General features: G+C 43.5%; 19 protein-coding genes, 1 tRNA gene and 2 pseudogenes. 3 read left to right on the top strand and 19 right to left on the bottom strand.

From position 1 onward, the window contains the following. The 8 genes from GKZ87_05760 to GKZ87_05725 are packed head-to-tail and all read right to left on the bottom strand — an operon-like array spanning position 1 to position 6,136. The gene (locus GKZ87_05760) at positions 1 to 873 is read right to left on the bottom strand and encodes a DUF2179 domain-containing protein (GenBank protein ID QSI25021.1); all 873 of its coding nucleotides are present in this window, start codon (positions 871 to 873) and stop codon (positions 1 to 3) included. After that, positions 870 to 2,009 (bottom strand): alanine racemase, encoded by a 1,140-nt coding sequence (gene alr / locus GKZ87_05755; GenBank protein QSI27897.1) that lies wholly within the window; start codon positions 2,007 to 2,009, stop codon positions 870 to 872. Before alr ends, GKZ87_05760 begins: the two co-directional genes overlap by 4 nt. A gap of 4 nt (positions 2,010 to 2,013) precedes the next feature. Then, entirely contained in the window at positions 2,014 to 2,901 is an 888-nt protein-coding gene (gene dat / locus GKZ87_05750) for a D-amino-acid transaminase (GenBank protein ID QSI25020.1), read from the bottom strand. A 16-nt stretch (positions 2,902 to 2,917) separates the two neighbouring features. Then, entirely contained in the window at positions 2,918 to 3,343 is a 426-nt protein-coding gene (locus tag GKZ87_05745; GenBank protein QSI25019.1) for a PTS N-acetylglucosamine transporter subunit IIC, read from the bottom strand. A gap of 13 nt (positions 3,344 to 3,356) precedes the next feature. Next, complete coding sequence (locus tag GKZ87_05740; protein QSI25018.1) at positions 3,357 to 3,833, bottom strand: PTS mannose/fructose/sorbose transporter subunit IIB; 477 nt, start codon at positions 3,831 to 3,833, stop codon at positions 3,357 to 3,359. 1 nt (position 3,834) lies between these two features. Beyond that, positions 3,835 to 4,491: a 2-dehydro-3-deoxyphosphogluconate aldolase gene (locus GKZ87_05735; protein ID QSI25017.1), complete on the bottom strand. Its 657-nt coding sequence runs from the start codon at positions 4,489 to 4,491 to the stop codon at positions 3,835 to 3,837. A 25-nt stretch (positions 4,492 to 4,516) separates the two neighbouring features. Beyond that, the gene (locus GKZ87_05730) at positions 4,517 to 5,365 is read right to left on the bottom strand and encodes a PTS system mannose/fructose/sorbose family transporter subunit IID (GenBank protein ID QSI25016.1); all 849 of its coding nucleotides are present in this window, start codon (positions 5,363 to 5,365) and stop codon (positions 4,517 to 4,519) included. A gap of 3 nt (positions 5,366 to 5,368) precedes the next feature. Next, positions 5,369 to 6,136 (bottom strand): PTS sugar transporter subunit IIC, encoded by a 768-nt coding sequence (locus GKZ87_05725; GenBank protein QSI25015.1) that lies wholly within the window; start codon positions 6,134 to 6,136, stop codon positions 5,369 to 5,371. Positions 6,137 to 6,496: 360 nt separating this feature from the next. Here GKZ87_05725 and GKZ87_05720 point away from each other — a divergent pair, with 360 nt between their 5' ends. Continuing rightward, positions 6,497 to 8,842, top strand: coding sequence for a PRD domain-containing protein (locus tag GKZ87_05720; protein QSI25014.1), 2,346 nt, complete (start codon positions 6,497 to 6,499; stop codon positions 8,840 to 8,842). Between the two features lie 77 nt (positions 8,843 to 8,919). On the opposite strand, the gene GKZ87_05715 is transcribed toward GKZ87_05720, so the two are convergent. The 5 genes and pseudogenes from GKZ87_05715 to GKZ87_05695 form a co-directional block, all read right to left on the bottom strand. Next, the gene (locus tag GKZ87_05715; GenBank protein QSI25013.1) at positions 8,920 to 10,380 is read right to left on the bottom strand and encodes a glutamate--tRNA ligase; all 1,461 of its coding nucleotides are present in this window, start codon (positions 10,378 to 10,380) and stop codon (positions 8,920 to 8,922) included. A 123-nt stretch (positions 10,381 to 10,503) separates the two neighbouring features. After that, positions 10,504 to 10,579: transfer RNA gene (locus GKZ87_05710), tRNA-Gln, on the bottom strand. Between the two features lie 140 nt (positions 10,580 to 10,719). Continuing rightward, positions 10,720 to 11,145: pseudogene (locus GKZ87_05705) on the bottom strand (transposase). A 77-nt stretch (positions 11,146 to 11,222) separates the two neighbouring features. Next, entirely contained in the window at positions 11,223 to 11,720 is a 498-nt protein-coding gene (locus tag GKZ87_05700) for a hypothetical protein (GenBank protein ID QSI25012.1), read from the bottom strand. 120 nt (positions 11,721 to 11,840) lie between these two features. After that, complete coding sequence (locus tag GKZ87_05695; GenBank protein QSI25011.1) at positions 11,841 to 13,553, bottom strand: diguanylate cyclase; 1,713 nt, start codon at positions 13,551 to 13,553, stop codon at positions 11,841 to 11,843. Between the two features lie 496 nt (positions 13,554 to 14,049). Here GKZ87_05695 and GKZ87_05690 point away from each other — a divergent pair, with 496 nt between their 5' ends. After that, complete coding sequence (locus GKZ87_05690) at positions 14,050 to 17,283, top strand: helicase SNF (GenBank protein ID QSI25010.1); 3,234 nt, start codon at positions 14,050 to 14,052, stop codon at positions 17,281 to 17,283. A gap of 333 nt (positions 17,284 to 17,616) precedes the next feature. On the opposite strand, the gene GKZ87_05685 is transcribed toward GKZ87_05690, so the two are convergent. The 5 genes and pseudogenes from GKZ87_05685 to GKZ87_05665 form a co-directional block, all read right to left on the bottom strand. Further along, positions 17,617 to 18,993: an aminopeptidase gene (locus GKZ87_05685; GenBank protein QSI25009.1), complete on the bottom strand. Its 1,377-nt coding sequence runs from the start codon at positions 18,991 to 18,993 to the stop codon at positions 17,617 to 17,619. 78 nt (positions 18,994 to 19,071) lie between these two features. Further along, the gene (gene murI, locus GKZ87_05680) at positions 19,072 to 19,851 is read right to left on the bottom strand and encodes a glutamate racemase (GenBank protein ID QSI25008.1); all 780 of its coding nucleotides are present in this window, start codon (positions 19,849 to 19,851) and stop codon (positions 19,072 to 19,074) included. 232 nt (positions 19,852 to 20,083) lie between these two features. Then, on the bottom strand, positions 20,084 to 20,590 hold the full coding sequence (locus GKZ87_05675; protein ID QSI25007.1) for a hypothetical protein: 507 nt from the start codon (positions 20,588 to 20,590) through the stop codon (positions 20,084 to 20,086). Between the two features lie 29 nt (positions 20,591 to 20,619). Next, positions 20,620 to 21,313, bottom strand: a pseudogene (locus tag GKZ87_05670) (AAA family ATPase). 305 nt (positions 21,314 to 21,618) lie between these two features. Then, positions 21,619 to 21,828 (bottom strand): AAA family ATPase, encoded by a 210-nt coding sequence (locus GKZ87_05665; GenBank protein ID QSI25006.1) that lies wholly within the window; start codon positions 21,826 to 21,828, stop codon positions 21,619 to 21,621. 473 nt (positions 21,829 to 22,301) lie between these two features. Here GKZ87_05665 and GKZ87_05660 point away from each other — a divergent pair, with 473 nt between their 5' ends. Then, positions 22,302 to 24,179, top strand: coding sequence for an iron hydrogenase (locus tag GKZ87_05660; protein QSI25005.1), 1,878 nt, complete (start codon positions 22,302 to 22,304; stop codon positions 24,177 to 24,179). Between the two features lie 574 nt (positions 24,180 to 24,753). On the opposite strand, the gene GKZ87_05655 is transcribed toward GKZ87_05660, so the two are convergent. After that, complete coding sequence (locus GKZ87_05655) at positions 24,754 to 25,671, bottom strand: exopolyphosphatase (GenBank protein QSI25004.1); 918 nt, start codon at positions 25,669 to 25,671, stop codon at positions 24,754 to 24,756. Between the last annotated feature and the right edge of the window lie 14 nt (positions 25,672 to 25,685).

Below are 25,685 nucleotides of genomic sequence, written 5' to 3'. Positions count from 1 at the left end.
TCACCCATCCCTTCCCTTTTCTTTCATCAGCTTAGGAAAATAGCCGCTTACCCGCACATGGTCAAAGAAAATCACAAACGCCTGCTCGTCCCGATCATATACGCGCTTTTTCAGGTCACTGTACTGTCCTCTTGTAATTGCCACCATCATAATTTCTTTCTTACGTCCGCTGTACACTCCGCTGCCATCCCATGCCGTAACACCGCGTCCAACCTCTGAAAGAAGCTGCAGCTTCAAGCTTCTGTCCTCTGTGATAATCAATGCTGCAGACTCTGCATTATCCTCATGAATACGATCTACGATAAAGGAAAGGATACAGCTGTGCACAATCGAATACAAAGCAACCTGACTGTCATAGATGATAAAGCAAATCATATAAACAATCGTATTAACGAGTAAATAGATACCTCCAACGCTTCCCTTCCCCGTTTTTGTAAGATACAAGCCAATGATATCAATGCCCCCGCCACTGCCTCGTCCCTTGAAAAAAAGCTTTGTTCCGTAAGCACACAGGATGGAGCCTGTTAACAGGGATATAAAAACATCCTCAACCAGAGGTGTCGATGGGACAGGGATCAGCGAGAGGAATACGGATTGAAACAATATAACAATGGCAGTATGCAGTGCAAAATCCTTTGCCAGCATTCGTACTGCAAGCAGTATCATAAAACTATTCAAAAATAAATTCAGGATTCCGGCAATGTCAAAGGGGATCCGCCAAGGCAGCAGGTATACAAGCAGATCCCGCAGCAGCTGTGCTATTCCCAGAAAGCCGGCGCTGTATATATGCAGTGGTACCAGAAACAGGTTCATGGAAAGTGAAAATATCAAAGCGCCGAGAATGCAATACATCCACAACCGGCAGGATTTCATAGGATATGACGGTTCACCCGTTCCGTAATGCCGACGGTGATTTCCCCTGCTGTTCCCTGTATGATTTTCCCAAGCAGATAGCTGCTGATTGCATCTCTGTCCGCCTGTCCGCATAAGACAGCGTATTCTCCCGTATGAAGCCCTTGAATAGCTGTCACATCCACCATAAGCATATCCATACATACCTTGCCAACCAAAGGGGCACGCTTACCATGCAGCAGGACATAGCTTTGTGGGGATTGTGCGATACAGCGCCGGTAGCCATCCGCAAAGCCTGCCGCCAGCACCGCTATCCGTGTTGGCTTTTCCGCTATAAAGTCATGACCGTATCCGACACCCTCTCCAGCTTTTATTTCTCGCAGTAATACGACTCTGGCTTTCCATAGCAAGGCCTCTTTTAGGGGAATCAGCTCCTGCTCCTGCGCTGATGCCAGACCAAACATATACGCACCGACGCGTACCATATCCATATGCAGCTGTGGATGATGAACGGCAGCCTTACTGTTGCATATATGGCAGATGCCAGGATCGATTCCCAGTTTGCGAAGGGCAGCTATACAATTTTTGAAGCGTCGGTATTGCAGCTGGGTAAAGGCCTGCTCCTGTTCCTGAACACTGCCGGCAAATACAAGATGCGTATAGATTCCCATTATATGAATATTCGGCAAAGCATATAGAGGAAGCAGCTCTTCCATACATTCACTGCTATTTTCACAGCAGGAAATACCCATGCGGTGAAAGCCGGTATCCAGCTTCAGGTGTACAGCAACCTGCAGCCTCTGCTGTACACAGACGGCAGAAATATGCTGCAGAAATGCTGTTGAAACAGCGCTGAGCGTAATAGCATATGCGGCGGCCTGCTTGATTTCCTCATCGGTAACATAGCCAAACACCAGAATCGGCTTCTCTCTGCTGACAGCTCTTACCCGGATGGCCTCCTGCATGGTGGCTGTTGCATACCAGTCACATAAATCATTGATTGCATGAACACACGGCTCAATCCCGTGACCATACGCGTTGCCCTTAACGACAGCCATGAATTTTGTCTTTGGCGACAGATTTTGCTTCAGATGTATCACATTTTCACGAATATATGCAGTATGAATCTCTACATAGGTACGGCTGTTTTCCATCATGATTCTACACGGCTTTGCCGCACTCCTCAATAATAGCCTCCTCATACGCCTTCTGCAGCTGCTTGAGAATTGGCCCCGGTGCTCCATCACCAATCCTTTGCTCATCCACCCTCACGATAGCACAGCATTCGGTATTCGTATCCGCTACGATGACCTCATCCGCCGCATAAAGCTCCTCCAGTGTGAAGCAGCGTTCCTGAAACGGAATCTTTTCCCGCTCACTCAGCACCTCCAAAATCTTCTTTGTGGTACTAGGCAGAATATCTGTCGTTTCCGGATGTGTTATGATACAGCCATCCTTCACAATCAGTATAGAGCCTGATTTTTCCTCTGTCACAATGCCGTCCTTTACAAGAATTGCCTTGCCAGCTCCCCGTTTCTTCGCTTCATAACGCGCCATGCAGTTTGGAATCAGGTTCAGCGTTTTCACATGACAGTATTTCCAGCGAATATCCTCCACCGTGACAGCTGTTGCTCCTGCCTGCAGCTTTTCCACATTCCGCTTGGAATGAACCACAAAGCCGGATATAACAGGCATCTGGTTTTCCAGCTCAGGAAATAAATGATTCCGGACTCCCTCATCCCCTCTTGTCAGCTGCATATACACATAGCCGCTAATCAGCTGATTTTCCTCTACCAGCTGTTGGAAAAAGCGGCAGAATTCCTCCCTAGAATAATGCAGATTAAACTGCAGGATTTCTGCCCCCTGAAACAGTCGGTCAAGATGGCGGCTCAAGCCAAACAGCTTCCCGTTGTATACACGGACAACCTCATACAGGCCGTCTCCAAACACATAGCCACGATCCTGCAGAGAAATATGGATATCCTCCTCCCTGACGATTGCACCCTTCCATAAATATAGATCCCCTACACCTTTTTTTTCTATTTCCATTCTTATACCCTTCTTTCTATTCCTCACATGCGGAATACCTGATTTTAGAGCTCAGCACACCATACGTATCCTGAAATATCTTTTCCATATGCTCCTTCAGCTGATCGAAATCCATAAAGCTGCGCGATGTGACTGCTTCCAGAAAAATTGGAAGATTGATTCCATAAAAGCATTCCAGCTTTCTGTCCTTATACAGACTGCCAATCGCCCTTGCACTGACATTGCAGGGGGAGCCTCCTAACAAATCTGTCAGTACGATGACGCCATCTCCCTCATCCGTCTGTTCGATTGCCCTGCGTATCTTTATTTCAAATTGCTCTATGCTGTCACCGTGGAATAATCCAAGCTGTACTACGTTCCCTATATTTCCAACAATCAGCCTTCCACTGTCGACAAATGCCTCTGCCAAAGACCCATGTGTGGCAACCACTAACCCTATCATACTGCTCCCCCTTCTAGGCAGCGTCTTTAATTTCGACCCGCTTATCATCCGGTACGACTCGAATATAGACGTCCATGCCTTTGCTTTGCATAGCTTTGATACTGTTCATTTCTTCTTCATTTACTGCGATATTCCGATATAGCTTTCGACGGTCTGCCCTGGCTCCGATCCCGCCGATTCCAACTTCCTGTATAGGAACTCCTGCATCATGCAGATCCATAAATACCATCGGTGTCTTGGCCAGTAAGAAGATTCGTTCATCCTCTCTGCCCTCCTCCTTCAAATATGAAATCGCGCTGCTTACGGAGAGAACCTCAAGCTCCAGATTGCTTGGCATTGCGGATTTCATAATCATTTTCATGAAGGAATCCCTGGCAGCCTTATCATCAACGATAATTACCTTACTGGCTCTGGTATGTAAGACCCAGGCAGTCATCACCTGACCATGTACGAGACGATCATCAACGCGCGCATAAACAATATGTTTCATACTACTCTACCTTTCCCTTCTGCAATCGTGCAAGGAATACCTCTGCGCGATGCTGTAATTCCTCAAAGTTTCCTTCCGCTATAACATGCTTGTCCATCAAGCGGCCGCTGATTCCATAGCCTGTACAGCCAACATTCGCAAATTCTGTTATGTTATCCTCATGAATACCCGCTGTGGCAATAAATTTCACATGCGGCATCGGCCCCATGAGATCCTTGATATACGCAGCCTTCATTCTGGCAGCCGGAAACAGCTTTACATAATCTGCACCACAATCATGTGCATTCAGCACCTCCGTAGGACTGAGTGCCCCGGGAATAGATACCATACCCAGTTCCTTAGTTTTGCGAATAACCTTCTCATTTACATTCGGTGAAATGATATAGGCGGCCTGTGCCTGATGAGCCAGCTCAACTTGCTGTTCATTAACCACAGTGCCTGCCCCGATTGCCATCCTTCCGCAGAAATGCTCATTCAACATCCGAATGGAATCCAGCGTATCCGTATAATCGTCACTTCGCTGATCGAAGGTGACCTCGGCTAGGCGAATCCCTCCCTTATATAATGCTTCCATCGTTTTGAGGAGGGTGTCATTGTAGACACCCCTGCATATCACAATAATTTTGTGCTCCTCTATCATAGCTTTGATTGTATCCATATCCGTTTTCTCCTTATCGTACAGCCTAGAAAAATCCAATCAATACACCGATGACGGCGATTGCGATCAGAATCAGTATAATTTTTGAGGTTGAGAATTTCTTCTGTAGCAGGAAGTAGGAAAGAAAGACAAAGCCCACAGGCAGCAGTCCCTTAAAGATGGCATCAAAGATTGTTTCCTGAAGAACCATATCCGAGCTTCCCAAATGCAGAACCGTGGAGGATGTTACCGTAACGGTGGTAGCCGCAAGACCGCCAAGCGTGATGGCACCTACAGCAGTAGCCAGGGTCATAAACCGTTCCAGCTTTCCGCTTGCGAACAAGCCGTTGACAGCCTCCTTTCCTTTTTTATAGGAGGTTTGAAACATCCAATAGCAGGGTACCATGACATACAGCACCGTGACGATCATATAGAAAATCGGGCCAAAGAAATTACCATCCATTCCCATACCGATAGCAATGGAGGCGACGATCGGGATAGCAGTTCCCTGCCGCAGGGCATCAAACACCCCTGCAAGCGGCCCCATCAGCCCGGTTTTAATCGCACTGATATCCTCCCCCTCAATCGGCAATCCGTTGGCACGTTCCTCTTCCAGTGAGCAAACCAGCCCCATAATAATAGAACCGCCGTAATATCCTGCTGTATTGAAGAATTCCATGTGTCGCTGACAGGCATTTACAAATTCCTCTTTATCATCCCCGTACAGCCGCTTCAATACCGGCCCCAGACATCCAAGGACGCCGGGAGCCTGCAATCGCTCATAGCTCAGGGTTGCTTCCCCAAGCAGATGCCAGAGAAGAAAGCATTTATTCAGATCCGTTTTGGTTAGCTTTTTTTCCGCCAGAGCCTGGTTATCTGTTATCTGATGTTCCATCGTCTACACCTCTTCCTTTACTTTATGAAATTTCAAATCTGCATACAGGGACGCAATAATGAAGGCGACCACTGCAATGACGATCATCGGTACATTGCCATAAATGGATAATACAAAGCCAAGCATGAACAGCTGGATAATATTGGGACGGTTTGATAAAAGCCGCAAAATAATCGCAATTCCCATCGCCGGCAGAATTTGTCCGATAACGGTTAGAATCTGCATCGGTGTTCCTTTTAAAGCATCCAGTACCTGTGTTGCCACATCAGTTCCGAAATACAGGATACCAAATACCGGAACCGCCGAAATACAGAAGGTGGCAATCTGTGCCAGTACAAACTGAACGAAATATATTTTTCTCATATCCCCCTGTGCAGCCGCCTTATCCACCATATGTACAAATACGGAATTGATCGTACTGCGCAGATTCCAGACGATCGTTCCAACGAGTCCAAAGGAAACCGCAATTGTGACAGCCACCTCCGGTGTTGCGCCTGTGGCGATGGCCAGCGATGTTCCAACAACTCCCGCTATTCCGGGATCACTTGGGATTGCCCCTCCGACATTCAGAAAGCCTAGTACAACGGTGTTGATCGTCGCACCGATAATGAGTCCGTTTTGCGGATCCCCCAGAATCAAACCGACAATCGTGCCCGATACCAGTGGCTGACGTATAGATACATGTACGATGCCTGTGAGCCAGGGTGGTGAGCATAACGTCATATAATACAAAATCCCAATGAGTGCTGCCTGTAAAAAGTTAATTTCCATGTTTTTTCTCCTCTCAGATTTGTGAAACTAAGTAGCTACTGTCTGTTTACACCTCTACTATAAACGCTCGGAAAATGTACGTCAAATTATGAGAAATCACGTTTTTTTCTACATTCGTGTCATCATAAATGGCATAACTGCAGGCAGATATTTCCATTTTTTTCTAATTCTACCGTTTTCATCCTATGTGTGCTTTTTTTCTCAGCAATTTCATATCCGTGTTATAATAAGTGTGCAAAGTCAGAATAAGCGTGTATTCTGTATCCTCATTTTTCAGCACCAAAAAGTATGAAAAATAAATAAAGGCAGATATTTCTGCCAGCACCTTTACAGGATATACAGCTATGGAATGGAGGATTTATGAAAAAGGCACCGCGTACAAAGGATATTCAAAATCTCATTGCCAGCTATACCGCAAACGGGATTACCGCACACACCTATGATTTCAGTGGCTGTAATGCCCACGACATCGCCCTGATTCTGAAAATAGACCGCACAAATGTGTCCCGTGTTCTCAATCAGCTGCATCGTGAAAACCGCCTCATTAAGCTGCAGGGACGTCCCACACTGTATCTGGATGCCGGGGTGATCCATTCCTTTTCTACAGAGCCGGTTCCGTATACGCTGCCGGTAGGGAGAGGAATTCATGAATATCTGAACCAGGATAAGCCTTTACGGATACAGACAGAAAATAAAAACCGTAAAAAGCTGACCTACACAGGAATTCAGGCCAATGAATCACTCTATCCGCTCTATCAGGAGCTATTGGGAATTCTCCTGTATCCACAGACCTTTCAAAGCATTTCCCTGCATGCGGCCTATGGTGAGGGAAAGCATCATTTTCTGAGATTCTTTATAGAAAAGGCTAAGGAGCTTCAGCTGCTGGGAAACTATACGCAGGTGTTGGAATATATGGTAACGGATGAGCTGTCGGATAACGAACAGGAGCTCCTTCATGAGGTACATCCGGATAACACCACCATCTTTCTTATAGATGTCCAATGCAGTAACAGGTACAGGCTTTTTCAGCTGCATCAAAAATTGCAGCAGCGTCATGCGGGATTGCACAGCAGCTGGATACTCTGTTATCTGTTTTCTGATCAGGACAGTATAAAAGACCCTGTCCTGCAGCGGTTTATAGAATATCCGCTGCAATTTCCAAGCTATGAGCATCGTACGCTGAAAGAGCGCCTGGAGCTTATTTTCTCAGAAATTCAGAAGCAGTCCGATATTCTCAACGAAACCATCTGTCTGAATAAAAATGTAGTTACCTGTATCGCTCTGGCAGACAGCGCCTATACAACACAGGCCTTGCTGCGGGAGCTGCGCCATTCCATCATCCGTGCTCATCACAGCTTTGTACAGCGTAGAGCCAATATCATTGATATCACCTTTGAGCATCTTTCTGACGGTATGTTAAACAGCATACAGGATGTTTCCTCCCGTTTTTCCGAGCTGCACAGCATTCTGGATATGTTTGACGGTGATGTATTATATTTTATTGCGCAGACCACCTGCAGATTTTTCAATACCCTGCATACCGCAACACTGAACGAGCAGTATTTAATAGATAACCACGATAATGAGCAGATCATATCTATCTGCAATGCTATGCTGAAGAAAACGGAAAAGATTGAAATCAACACCATTCGCTCGATTTTTGTAAAGGAGCTTTATGATCTGATGTTCCCCCTGTTGTCAGCCACTCCCCTGAAGCAGAAGGAAACCATGATCTTTGTTTTATTTGAATATTTGCAAAAGCTCATTACCGAGCTGAAAAACAACACCTATCACTGCAGCTTTGCACAGTCTCGCGGACTAGGCACAAAACGTACAGATGCGATTTGTGATAATATTGCACAGATTATTGAATCGAAATTACAGGTTACCCTTCCAAAGGCAGAACGCACACTGATCAGCACCTATCTGCAGCTAGCTATGCAGAAGCTGGAAGCAAAGACGCCGATGCTGTTTCTCTGTCATGGAGAGGATATAGCCGCAAATTATGAAAAATATATACGCTCTGCCAATCTATATGAAAACTGTCGTTCGATAGATTATTCAGAAGCATGGAGAAAAAAGGAATTCCGTTTTTTTCTAGATTACGTATGCGATATCATCCAGCAGATCGACAATCATGAGACTCTGTTTATTTTCAGTGATATAGCACCGCTGACAGAAATCGGTGAACAGATCAGCAGCCGTCTCCATATCGACGTGCAAAGCTTTGCCCCTATATCCCTGCCATTGATTCTCAATACGATTACAGCTATGAATCACGGACAGCAGATGGAATACAGCCTTACACAAACGCCCAGCCTTCCCGCTGCCTCTCTCAGTGAAAATTCCCGCAGTCTGATTGATCGGATATCCCAACAGATTTTACAGCAATCCCTGGTATTCCTTGATGCAAACAAGGCCTCCTCCTCACTTATGGTCGTATTATTAAACATTCTGAAGCGCCTGAAGCTCAATTACAGTGATGAAATTACGATACGCTTTATCATTCATGGCGCATTTGTCATTGAACGGGCTGTGCGCAGCGATCCTCTGCCAAATAAAAAAACACGGGAAATTATCAATTCCCATGCAGATATATACAACACGATCAGTGAGGAGCTTGATGCGTTAAACAACATTTTCAATATCACGATTTCCAAGGCAGAAATTGCGACCATCACACAGATTTTTCTGGAATATATGTAAAACGCATTTTCTTCTACATACAAAAAAAGTGGACAGTCACACACACGGTGTTGTTATCCACTTTTTATTTATATCCTTTAAGCCAGCTCTTTCTTTAGCTTTTCGATTCCCTTGGCAATACGCTTCAGCGTTTCCTCTTTTCCAAGAATGTGCGCAATCTCAATAGCACCGCCAGGTGTGAACTGCTTTCCTGTAATTGCCGTACGAACCGGCCACAGAATTTGTCCGTTTTTCATTTCCATCTGCTTAGGCAGAGCCAGCAGAAGCTCATGCAGGGTTTCCTCACTTGACCAGTCATTCAGCTCTGTTAAGGCTTCCTGTGCTGCCTGTAATGCCTTTAATGCAATTTCATAGGTTGTCTTCATTTTCTTATGAATATACATTGCATTATCATATTCCGGCAGCTCATCAATGAAATCCAGGCTTTCTGGAATGGAGGTCAGAATATCGCATCGAGGCTGCAAAATACGGGCAACCGCCATCATATCCACCGCTCTGTGTACAGACTGTTCGATATAAGGCTTTGCAAGCTCACAGAACTGCTCTGTGCTCATGGCACGCAGATACATCCCATTCATCCATGTCAGCTTGTCAATATCAAAAATTGCCGGAGATTTGGAAATCCGTTTGATATCAAACACCCTGATCAATTCCTCCAGCGTGTAGATTTCCTGCTCAGTTTCCGGAGACCAGCCAAGCAAAGCGATGTAATTCAGGATAGCTTCCGGCAGATATCCCTTTTTCACCAGATCCTGAAAGCTCGCATCACCGTTTCGCTTACTCAGCTTATGCTGCTCATCCTTCATGACAGGCGGCACATGTACATAGGTTGGAATATCCCACCCAAAGGACTGATAGATCAGATTATATTTTGGTGTAGAGGACAGGTACTCATTTCCGCGTACAACATGTGTGATACCCATCTGGTGATCATCCACAATATTCGCAAAGTTATATGTAGGATAGCCGTCGCTTTTTAAAAGTACGGATTCATCCAGAATGCTGTTATCCACCTCGATGCGTCCATACACCTCATCATCGAAATACGTTTCACCGCCATGACGGATGGTCTGGCGAACAACATACTTCTCCCCGTTCGCGATACGCTCTCTTGCTTCTTCCACGGATACGTGCTTGCAAGGATCATCATATTTGAAAGAGATTCCAAGGCTTTCGGCCTCTTTTCTCTGCTTTTCAATTTCTTCCTCACCGCAGAAGCAGTAATGAGCGCCTCCAAGATCAACCAGCCGGTCTGCATATTCTTTATACATCGGCAGACGTTCAGACTGTACATACGGGCCGAAATCTCCTCCGACATCCGGGCCTTCATCGTGGCGCAGACCAACTTCCTTTAAGGTATCATATATGATTTCCACAGCGCCATCCACGTAACGCTCCTGATCGGTGTCCTCGATACGCAGAATGAAATCCCCATCCTCATGCTTGGCAATCAGATATTCAAATAATGCAGTTCTCAGATTTCCGATATGCATATACCCGGTAGGACTTGGTGCAAATCTTGTTCTTACTTTTTTCATACGGGCCTTCCTTTCCATTTTTATGGTTTTATGTATTGGCAGCAGCTTGGCATTTCCCGAAATGCTTCGGGAACGTACCCTCTGATAAACAAAAAAGTCGCCGAAGCGACTCTCGTTTTTTATTGGCTGGGGTACTTGGATTCGAACCAAGGAAATGCCAGATTCAGAGTCTGGTGCCTTACCGCTTGGCTATACCCCAATCTCTCAGCGGCAACGATGTTATTCTACTCGTTTTCCGTGCATTTGTCAATAGATTCTTAAAAAAATTCCAGGAAAATTCAAAAAGCTGGTAACTATTCAACGATAAGGATTAGATGTTAGAATGCCAAAGCCATCCTTTTATGATAGAAGGATGGCTTTGATTTCTTCAAGTGTATTTTTACCTTGTAAGGAACAGGTCTGTATTACTGTATGCATTGCCGCAAAATTATTTGCTGTTTCAAGGCTGAGACTCTGACCGCTGATCTTCTTTGCTTTCGTCGGACGCATTTGTCTTTCTGCTATGTTATTATCTGAAGATACAGTGAAATCTTTGATGAATCTTAGATGTTATTCTTTATACTCAACCATCCTTCTCATCAGTTTTATATATCCTAGTACATATTTTGCTTTTACTTTTTTTGAATGCTCAGCCGCATACTTTTCCAATTCTTGATTCAAGATATCTAGATATCTCTTTTCATATGACCAGATCTGTTTTTCATCCATCTTCATGATCCCTTGTCTGATCAATTCTTTCTTTTCATGGATCATGCTTTGGATCATCATATGCTTAACATCCTTTTCCATAAAGATATTATAATATACGTTTTTATACAGCTTTGTTTTGCCCTTTACATCGCTTATTCCTCTATGCTGAGCTTTTTTCTTATATAATCATCAGCTTCTTCCACACTGATCTGTGCACCAAATGCGATTTCCTCCAAAAGCTGCTGCTGTGCCTGTTCAAAAATGGAATGATCCGTGTAGGATAACTGCTTCCTGTTTCGCGCTTTTTCCTCCTTCACAGCATAAATTGTTTTCATAACCCGCACCAGCGCAATACAGTCCCCGCAGCGCAAGGCATTGCGAAACTCCTCCTCACGCTTTTTCTTATCCATAATCCAGTTTGTCTCAATGTCCGGCATTTTCGTGATCAGGCTGTCAATATCCTCCATGCTCAGCACCTTACGCAGCCCCGGATTATCCACCGGTGTCTCAATTCTCGTCTTAACCTGCTGGACTCCATATAGTACATAGCAGTCCTTCACAACACCGTTTTTGATTGTTTTTTGTATTTTATCAACAATTTGAAACAGACCAAAAGAGCCGTAACGAACATAATCATGAATCTCAAACATGATATCACCTCCGAAAATAAGAAAACGTGTCTCCCTGACAACTGGACTTACATCACCAGGAACACACGTTGCTTCGTTTCTATTTTATCACGATTTTCTAGCTCTCGTAAGTAATTTTTTTTACGTTTCGTGGACGGCCGTCTGATTTCTACCCTTGCGTTTTGCTTCATACATGGCCATATCAGCCCGCATAAACAAATCCTGATAGGAATCTGTTGGACGGCTGTATGCAATTCCGATACTCAGCGTCAGCTGATAATTATGCAGTCTGATACCGCGCGCTTTTTCATGAAGCTGCTGGGCATAGAGCTTTGCCTGTGCAATATGCGAATGCTCAACCAATAATAAAAATTCATCACCGCCAATTCGTGCAGTAAATATTTCGCTTCCCAAATCCTTTAGAATGCCGGTCATTGATAACAGCATTTCATTTCCAGACAGGTGTCCAAAGCTGTCATTGACAGTTTTAAAATTGTCAATATCTATAATCAGCAGCGCACAATCCCGTTGACATGCCAGTACCTCACTGATATGCTCCTGCGCACTGCTTTGATTATACAGATGTGTCAGAGCATCGCGTTTGCTGATGTCAATCAGAGAATCCATTCGCAGCTTTTCTTCCGTAATATCTTTCCATATTCCGATACAGCGTACAATTTCATCCCCCTCATAAATATAGCTGCACTGCACCTGAACCCATTTCCATTCGTCCTGAAGCCGCAGACGGATATCGATGCTTTCTGCCTGCAGCTTCGCAAGCATATAAGCCTTCAGCGTTCCGATATCATCCAGATGTACGCTGCCATCCTCCTCCATATGCTCTAAATAGGAGGCGATATGAATTTTTTCCACCGGATTTTGCTTATCATAATCGCGGCGCTCATATTTCACCAGTGCATCCTCTCGTAAATCATACTCAAACATAACATCGGTGATGTTCTCCAAAGCTATGCGGTAGCGCTCACGCTCCACCTGCCGGTCAAATTCCGCCTGCTTCATAGCGGTGATATCTGTCAGAATGCTGTTGATTTTTGTTTCTCCAAACGCATCGACGCTCTTTCTCCCGGTATCCAGCATCCATACAAGAGAGCCGTCTTTTTTACGAATCCGGTATTCTGCAGAATAGCTTGCGCCGTTCGCAAAGCAGCGTGCACAGGCCTGCAATGCTCCTTCCAGATCCGGTGGATAAACTGCGCCAACCGCCGTACCGTTACTCATTTCCATAAATTCATCATACGTATATCCCAGAAATTTACACAGTCCCTCACTCACATAAAAATAAGAAAACTGCTCATCATCATTACTTCCCTTTAATCCGCCATTGATATTGGCGCTGATCATATCAATGACCTCCGTTTTTTCACGCAGAAGCTCCTGCATATAATCATATGTCAGCTTCCCGACGGTTGTGGGGAAATATTCATCTGTTTCCTGCATTTCCTGATATATATTCGAAGTGTGCAGGTGTCTTACAAGCCAGCGCCCCTGATGCAGTTCAAACAGAAAGCTGCACCGCTGCCTGGCTTCGACGATAATGCTGTCTTCTCCCCGTGTACGAACAGTATAGGTTCCTGTAACGACGGCATGCGTATCATCCGTAATATCCTGATAATACGCGGTATCCTCCAGCAGACAGGAAGGAACCTCAGAACTGCCACTATAAAAATAATCGGATATCGCCTGCTTGCCTCGGAAAAATTCGTGCTCACAAGGTCCAATCCAGGTAATATCATCCAGAAACTGATTCAGCACAAAGTCAATATCGCGCTCTGCATAAAATGCCCGTATAATGGCTTCTGCAATTTTTACCGGCTCAATGCCCTGATTGTACATACGCACACACACCTTCCATTGTCTTAAATTCAGTATAATCCTTTTTCTTTTTTTTGTCTCCTTTTTTCACAAACGATTTTACGTACCTTTATCACAAATGCTTATACGTACTTTTTTTAGAAGTCTTTTCATAAAAAGCACCGTCATATGGCATCCTATATCTATAAGCTTCTCTTAATTCATTTCTAAACCGTTTACCCTTATCTATTTCCAAACCGTCAAAAGGGAAAAAGGTTCATACTGGCTTCATATTTCTTCATCACATGAATCATCCAATATGGTATAATCGGCTACCTGCAAGCCTATATGAAATTGATTGCTGTTCTCATGTACGGATTACGAATTATCCCTTTGTTTTGTCAGGTATTCGCATAGCCTAAATAGCGGTTTCATAATTCTGTGGTAAAAAAACACAGAAAGCGAATCAAAAGCAACTGTCATACTTTCGAACACGTATGTTTTCTGATACAATAACAGAAGAAACAGGAGGGGTCTCATGAAGATACTAGATTCTGAAATACAGCGTTATTTCAACACAAAAAACTGGAAGATCGCGCTGCGTTATCATGACCAGGATGTTGTGGATGAAATTGTAATAAGGGAAACAGTGCCCGGTGAGCTATATGATATAGATGCTGTTGTGACTGTTTACGGTTATAAGAATCGCTGCTCCATCGTTCTGAATGCGGAGGGCATACTGACGGATTTTTCCTGTGAGTGCCCGTATTGCGAGGATCATGAGATTGCCTGCGGACATATCGGTGTAGTTCTGCTTATCGTATATGAATTGAAGCCAAAGACCTTTCCCTTTACCTATAGCCCGCTTGAACAAAGACAGGATGCCTTTCGCCGTTATCTGGAGCAACAGATGCTGGAGCGTTCCCGTTCCTTTATCGACCGGTATGCCAGAAAGGATCTGGCTAAATTTCAGGCCAATACGCTTCTTGACAAGGTACAGCTGCGTGCGCATGCCACCTTTGATCAGGAGCTGACACTGGATTACAAGGTTGGAATCCAACGGTATTATGTTGTTCGCAGTATTATCAATTTCCTGGATGCCATTGACAGGCAGCAGGAGGTGGATTACGGCAGACAGTTGAAATTCACACACCATATCCAGGCCTTCGATGAGGCTGCGCAGGCACAAATTTACTTTCTCAGACAGTATGTCAAGGAGCATGAGTCTCAGTATTCCTATGGCTATGGCTCCAGCCGTAAGCAGATTACGATTGATAAAAAGTCTATGGATGAGTTTTATGAGCTATACAGCAATGATGCCTTGGATTGCATTGATTTGCAGTTTGCGGATGAGGACAGTCAGGAAATAGGCCTTCGCATTGATATGCAGGATGATTTTTTCGTTATTACCTCTTTGCTTTCCCTGGATCAGCTATTGCAGGGAGAATCCCGCTGGTATTATATGGAGAATGGTATCCTCCGACGTTTTTCTGCAGAGCTTAGTGAACAAATGCGGGATCTGTTAGAGGAGCTTTGTGCAGACCGGCAGATTCTTATTCATAAGGATGATATGATTCGTTTCTGTTCCTATGTCATTCCCGCAATTCGTGAGTATGTGCATTTTGAAGGTATCTCTCTGGAAACCTTCATGCCGTATCCGATGGAGATTGACTGCTATGTGGATGTTGAAGATCATGGCGATATTTCCATACGGCTTTTATATCATTATGAGGACAGCCCTTCCCAATATGCCTTTGCCCCGCATGCGGATTCCTCTCTGGAGCTGGATCATATCCGAGAGTTTGTTAAAACCTACGCCTCACGCATTGACGCAGACAGCCATATTGCCTATATAGAGGAACAGGCTCCCTATGCACAGAATTTTCTCAAGCAGGGTCTGGATTATATGAACCAGCTGTGTAATGTGTATATCAGTGATGCAATCAGGCAGATGGAGACACCAAAGAAGGTGCATATGAATGTTGGTGTGCGCATGAAAAACCGTCTGCTGGAGCTGGATGTAACAAGCATTGATATTCCAAAGGATGAGCTATACAGCGTTATGCGTTCCTATCGCAAAAAGAAGAAGTTCCATCGCTTGAAAAACGGTGATCTCATCTATCTGCAATCTGAGGGACTGCAAGAAACCGATGAGCTGCTGCAGCAGCTGCATCTGACACCGCAGGATTTGAAGAGCAAAACACTGGAGGTCGATGCCTACCACGCATTTCAGCTGGACGATTTCGCTGAACACAGCAGCCATGTCGATGTCAGTCGGGAAACAGCATTTACTGCGATGATGGAACAGCTGCGCCATGTGGAGGCTGTGCAGTATCCTCTTGATCCGCATTATGAGGCAATCCTGCGTGATTATCAGAAAATTGGCTATCAGTGGCTGAAAACGATGAGTGCCTATGGCTTTGGCGGCATTTTAGCGGATGATATGGGGCTTGGAAAAACATTGCAGGTAATCGCTATGCTGGAAAGTCTGCATGGCGGTCATGACATCCCCTGCTCTATTGTCATATGTCCGGCATCTCTGATTTATAACTGGAAGGATGAGATACAAAAATTTTCGCTTGATCTTCATGCGCTGTGTGTACAGGGAACCAATACACAGAGGATACAGAAGCTTCAGGAGCTGGATAAGTATGATGTCATCATTACCAGCTATGACTATATCCGCAGGGATTATGAACACTATGCCTCTCATAGCTTTACTGCAATTTTACTGGATGAAGCACAATATATTAAAAATCACACAACGAAAAATGCCATGGCTGTAAAACAGCTAAAGGGAAGCTACCGTTTTGCCCTAACTGGAACACCGATTGAAAATTCTCTTGCTGAATTGTGGAGTATCTTTGATTTTCTGATGCCCGGTTATCTATATAATTATCACCGCTTTCGTGAGCTCTTTGAACGGGAAATCATAAAAAACGGGAATGAGAAGGCACAGACGCAGCTGAAGCGAATGGTCGAGCCGTTTATCCTACGCCGTATAAAAAAGGATGTGCTGCAGGATCTTCCGGACAAAATGGAACAGGTGTATTTTCAGGAATTCAGTGCTGAGGAAAAGAAAATCTATTATGCCAATCTGGTATCGATCAATCAGGATCTTCAGAAGAAAATGCAGATGGAGGAGGTTGATAAATTTCAGGTGCTGGCAATGATGACCCGGCTGCGTGAAATCTGCTGTGATGCACGGCTACTGTATGAAAATGTCACCCTTCCTTCCACCAAGCTGAAGGGCTGCATGGATTTGCTGTTATCCGCAAGAAACAGCGGACGCCGTGTTCTTCTGTTTTCCAGCTTCACCTCCATGCTGGGGCTGATTGAAGAACAGCTGCGAACAGAGAATATCCGGTATCTGAAGCTGACAGGTGAAACAAAAAAAGAGCTGCGGCACGCCTACGTGGAGCAGTTTCAAAACGGGGAAGCAGATGTCTTTTTAATCTCCTTAAAAGCCGGCGGTACCGGCTTAAATCTGACAAATGCGGAAATCGTAATCCATTATGACCCATGGTGGAATCTGTCTGCACAAAACCAGGCAACCGATCGTGCCTACCGCATTGGACAAACAAAGGATGTTCAGGTGTATAAGCTGATTATGAAGGATTCCATTGAGGAAAAAATCATGAAGCTGCAGGAGCGCAAGCATATTCTGAGTGACACCTTTATCAATAGCAGTGAAACAAGCATAACCAGCATGAGTAAGGATGAAATCATGGATTTGTTTACCATGGAGCCGTTTGAGAAAGAGGCTTTGTAGGTATTGGTCACGCTTGTGATAGAAAAGATTGATTCGGATTTATCCAATACATAGTTTTGCTTCACCTCTTATACAGTATAAAGCAAGCCGTCTGTAGCCTCAGGTGGCTTTTCTGATACGCAGAATCACTGTCAATACAGTTTTATTATTGGGCTTAACTTTGTGTATTTTTGTAGTTTTATAATTGAGAGTGCATTTTTGTAAGTTCATCTTTGCGAGTGTATTTTTTGGGATTGATCTTTTGACTTTTTCTTTATGGCTTTATCCTTAGTTTTTATTCATAACGAAAAAGCTGCACAGATATTCACATTCTGTACAGCCTCTTTTCTTTGCTTATGCGTGTTTTAGGAAGGCTTTATAGCCCTTTGTTGCTTCCCAGATATCAATTTTGCTGGCAATTTCCCATGGTGCATGCATATTGTGCAATGCGATACCACTGTCAATTACCTCCATATTGTACTGTGCCAGGATATAAGCAATAGTTCCTCCACCGCCCTGGTCAACCTTGCCAAGCTCTGCTGTCTGGAAGGTTACATTCTCAGAATCCATAATATTTCTCAGCTCTGCCATATATTCAGCATTGGCATCATTGCAGCCCCCCTTGCCGCGGGAGCCTGTATATTTATTGAAAACCAGACCGTGTCCCATAAAGGCGGAGTTCTTCTCCTCATTTACAGCCGCATAGTTTGGATCGAATGCCGCAGATACATCACTGCTCAGCATCTTGGAATTTTTCAAAGCGCGGCGAACATTCAGCTCACTGTATTCTCCCAGACGATCCATAACCTCAGCTACCGTATTCTCAAAAAAGCGGGAGTGCTGTCCGGTAGCGCCTATGCTACCAACCTCTTCCTTGTCAACCAGCAGAGTTACAGCGGTACGCTTTACCGCTTCTGTTTCCAGCTGTGCCATCATAGAGGTGTATGCGCAGATACGATCATCATGTCCATAGCCAGCAATCATACTGCGATCAAGACCGTAATCTCTGGCTTTTCCGGCAGGTACAACTTCAATTTCCGCAGATACGAAATCATCCTCCTCAAAATCATAGGTTTCCTTTAACAGCTTCAAAATATTCGCCTTTACAGCATCCTTTTCCTCACCGTTCAGCGGCATACTTCCCAGCGTCACATTCAGGTCTTCTCCCTCAATGACATTGCTTGCCTTTTTGCTCATCTGATCTGCGGATAAATGTACAAGCAAATCGCTGATTCCAACAATTGGATCGTTATCATCTTCACCGATATTGAGTGTAATCATTGTACCGTCTTTCTTTACGACAACACCATGCAGTGCCAGCGGCAGTGTCACCCACTGATACTTTTTAATACCGCCATAATAATGTGTATCCAGCATAGCGAATTCCTTATCCTCATATAAAGGATTCTGTTTGATATCCAGACGCGGGGAATCCACATGCGCTCCCAGGATATTGCATCCATTGCTCATTGGTTCCTCACCAATCAGAAACAGCGCGAGTCCCTTCCCCATATTGTTGGCATAAACCTTGTCACCGCTTTTCAGCGTTTCCTTATTTCTGATGACATCCTCCAGATTGCGATAGCCATAAGCTTGCGCAATACGGATACTTTCACTTACACATTCACGTTCTGTTTTACAGTCGGAAATATATTTCTTGTATCCTTCACAATAGTTGAATACTTCCTTTAATCCGGCTTCGTCATACTTTTTCCAAGCATTTTCTCTCATAATCTACCTCCGTTATATACTGTCTTTTATTATAAGTCGTATCTCTGATAAAGACAACTCCTGTGCCATTGTTTTTCCTTATCTTTCCAAAAGCTCCCAGGACAGCTTCAAAATTCTATCCTCCTTCGAGGAATTGTATATGTGTATGCTTCCAACAGGTGCAGCTTTTGATTTTGCTTCCCAGCGTTCTTCCAGCAGCTGTCGTACATGCTTCGCTGTACCGGCATTACCGTCCACAAGCGCGATATGATCACCAATCAGCTGACGGATCCGGTCACGATAGAATACAAAGTGTGTACAGCCCAGGACGATACTATCCATGGTTTCCTTTTCATAGGGTGCCAGATATTCCATGAGTGCATGATCCACTGCCGCTACATCATCCAGTTTTCCGGCCTCCACAAGCTCTACCAGCTTTGGGCAGGGCTGACGGTAAATTGTATTATCCTTATCAAATTGGGACATCAGCTGTTCAAATTTTTTTTCTTTTAATGTAAACCTTGTTGCCAAAACAAGTACGCTTTGCTGATGTTTTCCGTTGACAGCAGGCTTCAATGCCGGCTCCATACCAATAATCGGAAGCTGTGGATACAGGGCGCGTAGCTCTTTCACGCAGGCACTGGTGGCTGTGTTGCAGGCGATCACGACTGCTTTTACACCCTTATTGATAAAAAACTCACAGATGTTACGGCAGCGCGCAGTGATTTCCTCTTTCGTTTTTACACCATAGGGCGCATAGCTGGAATCACCAAAGTAGAGATAATTCTCCTGCGGCATAAGAGATCGCAGCTCCTTTAACACACTGATTCCACCCAGGCCCGAGTCAAAGACTCCAATCGCCTTATCTATGTTGGACATATGTATCAACCTCCAAAATCATATACAATAAACATTATACCCTTTTTTTGGAAAGCTTGCATCTGTTTTAAAGAAAATGCATAAAAGGCCGTAATCCGATGTTACGTTAAGCTATTACAGTCAAATCTTTTGTAATATATATCGTCAAAATGCCGTATCCTTTTGATACGGCATCTCACGAATTTATATTCTTTCAATCAATGGACTTTATAATCCATTTATTATAAATCTTTCATGATTCACACAGACAAGCTGCCAATTCCAGTTCCTTACCGCGATGTGCAAGTCCGATTTTCAGTACGGGCAGGCTAAGCTCTGCTGCATAATTCTTATCATCAATCTGCTTTAATGCTATTTCTGCTAATTCCTTTAGATTCTGATTTTTATCCTTTGTATACTTAAATTCCATCAGCACGTGTAACTGATTTGCTCTACGTGCTTTTAAACAGATATCACTTCTACCGTTCCCGGCCTCTCGATTACTCAGTACCTCATAATCCTCATACAAAAATGCACACATACCCAGCATCATCATGTGATAGCTGTTCTCCCGTTGAAGATCAAAACTGGAAGGAAGCTTTAATAACATTTGACGATAAAACATCTCAAATTCACTCAGCTTTCCCTGAACCAATGCATTAAGCATAGTGATAATATCATTTTCTCCAACCTCCAAGAAGGCTGATACAATGCTTTTAAATTCCATGCGTACCTCTTCGTTCGGTATTTTCAATCGCATTTCATCTCCACGTAGGACACGCTCTATTTTCAAATAACCTGCATTAAGGCATTGCCCGCCGGTGGTGCAAACAATCCCCACAGACTCTCATCCGCCTCTTCTTCATAAAAGGAAGACTGCATCTTTGTATAAGCATCTACATATCCGTTTTCAATCAGATTTTGAAAATATATGCTAAACCCTAAGCCCCGTTTTCGTATAGAACTTCGTATCATTTTATTTTCACTGGTATTGACCCAGTATGCCTCCAGCCGTTTGGTACTTGCGTAATTGATAATTGACCAGGGATTGTATATTTCTATAGAACCAAATTGATATCCGTCACGCCATGGGTGGGCACCGCCTACATTGCTTTCACATGTTCATTAAGAGTTAAATCATAATCCTTTAATAGATGCTTCGTTTCCTCTGTTGTAAAACCAAAATATTTTGCATACTCTTCATCTTTGACAGTACAAACAAACAAATTATTAAGACCTGAAAAAAGGCTAAAGCCCGCCGGTGGTGTGTTCTCTTTCGCGATTCGCTGAATCCCTGTCATCATTGCTTTATTCAGATATGGATTTCCCTTTAAAGATTTAGACAGCATGGAAGAAAAAGTATCCTTCACCTCACTATAATAACCATGGATATGCGATTCAATAAATGGTGTATCACACCAGAGGCGGGCAATGCCTATTCATCCAGTATCAGATACACAGTCTTACCTGACACATTATATATCCGCTGCATCTGAAAGCTTAATGTATCATCCAGTCCGAAGACATCCTCATCCATGCAATCATAAAGTCTCGGCATCAAAAAATCATATAGGGATTGTTCCAGTCTGTTCATATCCTCACGTTTTAATACATCCTTATAACGTTCAAATTCGCGGGCGATTTCCAGCTTCATGTTTTTCACAAGATTCTGCTTACTTCCCTTGCACTCCTTAAAGCTCAGAAAAATCACCGGATGCTGATTCAATTCTGTCATATAGGTTGTTTTCATGATATCTGTATCTTCAAATAATTTTTTGCTTTCTTTTCTCATATCCAGGAATTCAGCAAGCACGCCAAGGGTGGGCACCGCCTACTTAGATTGATCGTTTTTCCGAATCTTCTAGGCCGTGTAATTAAAGTTACCTTGATTCCATTGCTAAGAAAATCCTTAATTAAATTGCTCTTGTCAACAACATAATAATTTTTTTCTTTAAGCTCTCTGTAATTATCAATGCCAATCGGTAATTCTCTTTTCATATTCCCACGACCTTTCCGTTTCTCTTATTATAAGCGATTTTGTCTATTTCAGCCAAATAAAAAGCACAAGGAATATGTAAATTCCCTATGCTAATTACATACATTATAACGCATACTGGATATCCTCCAGCATCAGCTCACTTTGCAGACAGTTTTTTTTTTCATGTTGGAGCTAGATACACCAGCTTCGAAATTTTGGACAGCATGGCGATATCAAAGATTCCCAGCCGTGTAACATCATTCACCCCCACACACATTGGCTGCAAACCAAAACAACGCAGGATTGTTGTTAAAACACAAATTCGAGAGAGTTCTAAGTCAATACACTTTTTTAATTTTTAACAATCTATATCCATCCAAATAAACATTATATAAAAGATTTTCTTATGTTGTTGACTTCTTTTCCATAAAAAGGTAAAATAAAAATACAAATTAAGAATAATTCTTAATTTAACTATAGAGGAGATAAACTTATGAGTAAACATTTATCCATGGATGTACGGGTTCCCATCGAGGAAGGGAATCCGGCCATTCGCAGAATTGAAAGTCTTTGTATACGATGCGGGCAATGCCGCGACGTATGTCAAAAGCAGATTTCCGTGGGACATCATTATGACCTGGTGAAAACGGGTGATACAGCAATCTGCATTCACTGCGGACAGTGTGCAAATGTCTGTCCAACAGGTGCTATTACTGAAATTCAGGACTGGATGCAGGTACAGTCTGTTATCCAAGATAACAGCAAAAAGGTTGTTGCTATCACATCTCCAAGTGTTCGCGTATCTCTGGGAGAGGAGTTTGGAATGCAGCCAGGAAGCTATGTGGAGGAACAGATGGTTGGCAGCCTGCGTGCACTTGGCTTTGATTATGTTTTCGATACAACTTTTGCTGCTGATCTGACCATTATGGAGGAGGCAAGTGAGCTGATAGAGCGGATACAGACAGATAAGCCGCTTCCCCAGTTTACCAGCTGCTGTCCTGCCTGGGTGAAATTTGTGGAAACCTATTATCCGGAGCTGCTTCCGAATATTTCCACCAGTAAATCACCTATTTCCATGTTCGCACCAACCATAAAGACCTGGTTTGCGGAAAAGGAAAGCCTTGATCCCAACGATATCTATGTCGTTGCCATCACACCATGCACTGCTAAGAAATTTGAGATTGTCCGCGAGGAGCTGAGTGATGCTGCAAATTATCTGGATAGAGAATCAGCACAGGACTGTGACCGTGTTGTAACAACAAGAGAACTAGCAAACTGGATGCGGGCAAGAAATCTGGATTTGGATCACATAGAAGAAAGCGATTATGATGCACTGATGCCAAGAGGAAGTGGAGCCGGTATCATTTTCGGTAATACAGGAGGCGTTATGGAAGCCGCAATCCGCAGTGCCTATTATTTTCTTACAAAGAAACAGCCAAGCGATGAGCTGTTAAAGCTGGAGGCAGTTCGCGGTATGGCGGGCGTCCGCAAGGCTGAGCTTGTCATTCAAAATATTCCGCTGAAGGTTGCTGTGATCCATGGTACTGATAATGCCAGAAAATTTCTCCACCATCTCAAGGTCAATAAAGAGCATTTCGATTTTGTCGAGGTCATGACCTGTCCGGGAGGCTGTATTTCCGGTGGTGGACAGACAAAGCATATCGGCGAGGATATGGATGTGGTACGAAAGGCAAGAATTCAGGCACTGTATGATAAAGACAGCAGTGTAGCTTTACGAAATTCTCATGATAATCCGCATATCCAAGAGGTTTATAAGGAATTTTACGGCAAGCCGCTAAGTGATCTTGCCGAGGCTTTATTACATACAAGCTATGAAGCAAGACAGGATTTGAATGAGAATCCTTCCCGTTATGAAGATATGTATCAGAAGGAAACGGCTGCCAAGGAAGCTGCGATAAAGGAAGCAGAGCGTGTGCAGTACCGCTGTACCATCTGCGGTTATATCTATGAAGGGGATATCACTAAGGAAAGTGATGACTATAAATGCCCAATCTGTACTGTACCGAAGGATATGTTCGTCAAGGTGGAGGATACACCTTCACAGGAGCCTGTACAGGAACAAACAGCTGATATTCGTTACCGCTGTACCATCTGCGGTTATATCTATGAAGGGGATATCACTAAGGAAAGTGATGACTATAAATGCCCAATCTGTACTGTACCGAAGGATATGTTCGTCAAGGTGGAGGATACACCTTCACAGGAGCCTGTACAGGAACAAGCAGCTGATATTCGTTACCGCTGTACCATCTGCGGTTATATCTACGAGGGGGATATCACTAAGGAAAGCGATGATTATAAATGCCCGATTTGTACTGTACCGAAGGATATGTTTGAAAAGCTTTCTTAATATAAACATCTAAATCATAAACAGGTAAAATGTGAGGTATATGGTTATCCTGAAGCAATGCTTTTCTATATGAGTAATTCCATAACCAAGCAAATAAAATCTCCTATTTCAGAGCATCATATGCATTTCATAAAAGGCTTTAAAAAGGTGGATGATTGTATGCATCTACCTTTTTTGTACCTATATTCAGCTGTATAGAAAATAATTTCATGCTGTATTCTCATCCTTCCTATATGATGGAACAGATATAAAAAGTATGATTATCTACGCAATTTCACTACTTCCATTTATGCTTATTTTATCAAAGAAATGCTTGGAAGTTCTATTGCTTTTAGATACAACGTCATATCTTCAATATATCCGCAAGCTGCGTGTTTTCAGTTATGCAAAACAGCGTTCTGTGTATGTAGAACTTAAATATGTTCAGTAAAAAATACAGATAGAAATAAAAAACACAGAGAATTATCAATTCACTCTCTGTGCCTTTTCCTATATTTCCATGGTTCAACAATCTGGCCGATATTCTTCTTTCATAGCTATATCCATACTGATTTATATACGAAAGCATTTTCAATCAGATATTCAGAGCTTTCATTTCCTCCAGCAAACTATTCAATCCGCTTTCCATATGTGCATCATCAAACTGGCAGGTACCGACAACTCTGTGTCCGCCTCCGCCATATTTCAGCATAAGAGCGCCGACATCAATTTCACAGGTTCTATTCAAGATACTGTAGCCAACTGCCGCAGAACACCCCTTTCCACCCTTTCCGTTTACAATCCATACAGAAATATTGGCTTGTGGATACAGGCTGTAAATCAGAAAACGATTTCCTGTATAAATTGGATCAACACCGCGCAAATCTGAAATTATGATACGGTTTTCCACAACCGTATGAGCCTTTACCATATCAATAAATTTATCATTTTGATCCCAGTAAAGCTCGATGCGTTCCTTTACATCTGCTTCCGCCATGATTTCATGAATATTTTTCGTATGACACCAGTTAATCATTTCTTCCATCAATGCATAGTTACTGATTCTGAAATCATGAAAGCGCCCAAGCCCGGTACGGGGATCCATAATAAAGCCGAGCAGAATCCATTCACTCGGATGCAGCACCTCATCAATGCTCAAATTAGCACTGTCAACCTTATCTACAGCCTCCAATAAATCATCATATTTTGGAAATCGCTCTTTACCGCCATAATATTCATAAATAATATGCGCACAGCTTGGTGAGGTTCTGCTTTCCCCTTTATATTTTCCTTTATATGCATTACGTTCCTCTTCACTGGAATGATGGTCAAACCACAAGCCGCAGCCTTCCACAAACGGCACATTCGCAAGACAGTCATCCTCACAAACCTCAACCAGACCATCCTGCAAATCCTTTGGATGCACAAATTTCCAATGATCGATAATACCCGCTTCCTTCAGAAAAACGGCACATGCCAAACCGTCAAAATCTGATCTTGTCAATAATCTCATGCGAGCTCCTCCTT

The organism is Erysipelotrichaceae bacterium 66202529 (assembly GCA_017161075.1).
Lineage (GTDB): Bacteria > Bacillota_I > Bacilli_A > Erysipelotrichales > Erysipelotrichaceae > Clostridium_AQ.
This window is presented reverse-complemented; position numbering and strand designations above follow the sequence as displayed.

Excerpts from the sequence above, each read along its gene's own strand:
- GKZ87_05740 (QSI25018.1), bottom strand. The coding sequence starts at position 3,833 with ATGAAACATATTGTTTATGCGCGCGTTGATGATCGTCTCGTACATGGT.
- GKZ87_05685 (QSI25009.1), bottom strand. The coding sequence starts at position 18,993 with ATGAGAGAAAATGCTTGGAAAAAGTATGACGAAGCCGGATTAAAGGAA.
- dat (QSI25020.1), bottom strand. The coding sequence starts at position 2,901 with ATGGAAATAGAAAAAAAAGGTGTAGGGGATCTATATTTATGGAAGGGT.
- GKZ87_05760 (QSI25021.1), bottom strand. The coding sequence starts at position 873 with ATGAAATCCTGCCGGTTGTGGATGTATTGCATTCTCGGCGCTTTGATA.
- alr (QSI27897.1), bottom strand. The coding sequence starts at position 2,009 with ATGATGGAAAACAGCCGTACCTATGTAGAGATTCATACTGCATATATT.
- GKZ87_05695 (QSI25011.1), bottom strand. The coding sequence starts at position 13,553 with ATGTACAATCAGGGCATTGAGCCGGTAAAAATTGCAGAAGCCATTATA.
- GKZ87_05660 (QSI25005.1), top strand. The coding sequence starts at position 22,302 with ATGAGTAAACATTTATCCATGGATGTACGGGTTCCCATCGAGGAAGGG.
- GKZ87_05675 (QSI25007.1), bottom strand. The coding sequence starts at position 20,590 with ATGCGATTGAAAATACCGAACGAAGAGGTACGCATGGAATTTAAAAGC.
- GKZ87_05665 (QSI25006.1), bottom strand. The coding sequence starts at position 21,828 with ATGAAAAGAGAATTACCGATTGGCATTGATAATTACAGAGAGCTTAAA.
- GKZ87_05725 (QSI25015.1), bottom strand. The coding sequence starts at position 6,136 with ATGGAAATTAACTTTTTACAGGCAGCACTCATTGGGATTTTGTATTAT.
- GKZ87_05655 (QSI25004.1), bottom strand. The coding sequence starts at position 25,671 with ATGAGATTATTGACAAGATCAGATTTTGACGGTTTGGCATGTGCCGTT.
- GKZ87_05745 (QSI25019.1), bottom strand. The coding sequence starts at position 3,343 with ATGATAGGGTTAGTGGTTGCCACACATGGGTCTTTGGCAGAGGCATTT.
- GKZ87_05690 (QSI25010.1), top strand. The coding sequence starts at position 14,050 with ATGAAGATACTAGATTCTGAAATACAGCGTTATTTCAACACAAAAAAC.
- murI (QSI25008.1), bottom strand. The coding sequence starts at position 19,851 with ATGTCCAACATAGATAAGGCGATTGGAGTCTTTGACTCGGGCCTGGGT.
- GKZ87_05735 (QSI25017.1), bottom strand. The coding sequence starts at position 4,491 with ATGGATACAATCAAAGCTATGATAGAGGAGCACAAAATTATTGTGATA.
- GKZ87_05715 (QSI25013.1), bottom strand. The coding sequence starts at position 10,380 with ATGAAAAAAGTAAGAACAAGATTTGCACCAAGTCCTACCGGGTATATG.
- GKZ87_05720 (QSI25014.1), top strand. The coding sequence starts at position 6,497 with ATGAAAAAGGCACCGCGTACAAAGGATATTCAAAATCTCATTGCCAGC.
- GKZ87_05700 (QSI25012.1), bottom strand. The coding sequence starts at position 11,720 with ATGTTTGAGATTCATGATTATGTTCGTTACGGCTCTTTTGGTCTGTTT.
- GKZ87_05730 (QSI25016.1), bottom strand. The coding sequence starts at position 5,365 with ATGGAACATCAGATAACAGATAACCAGGCTCTGGCGGAAAAAAAGCTA.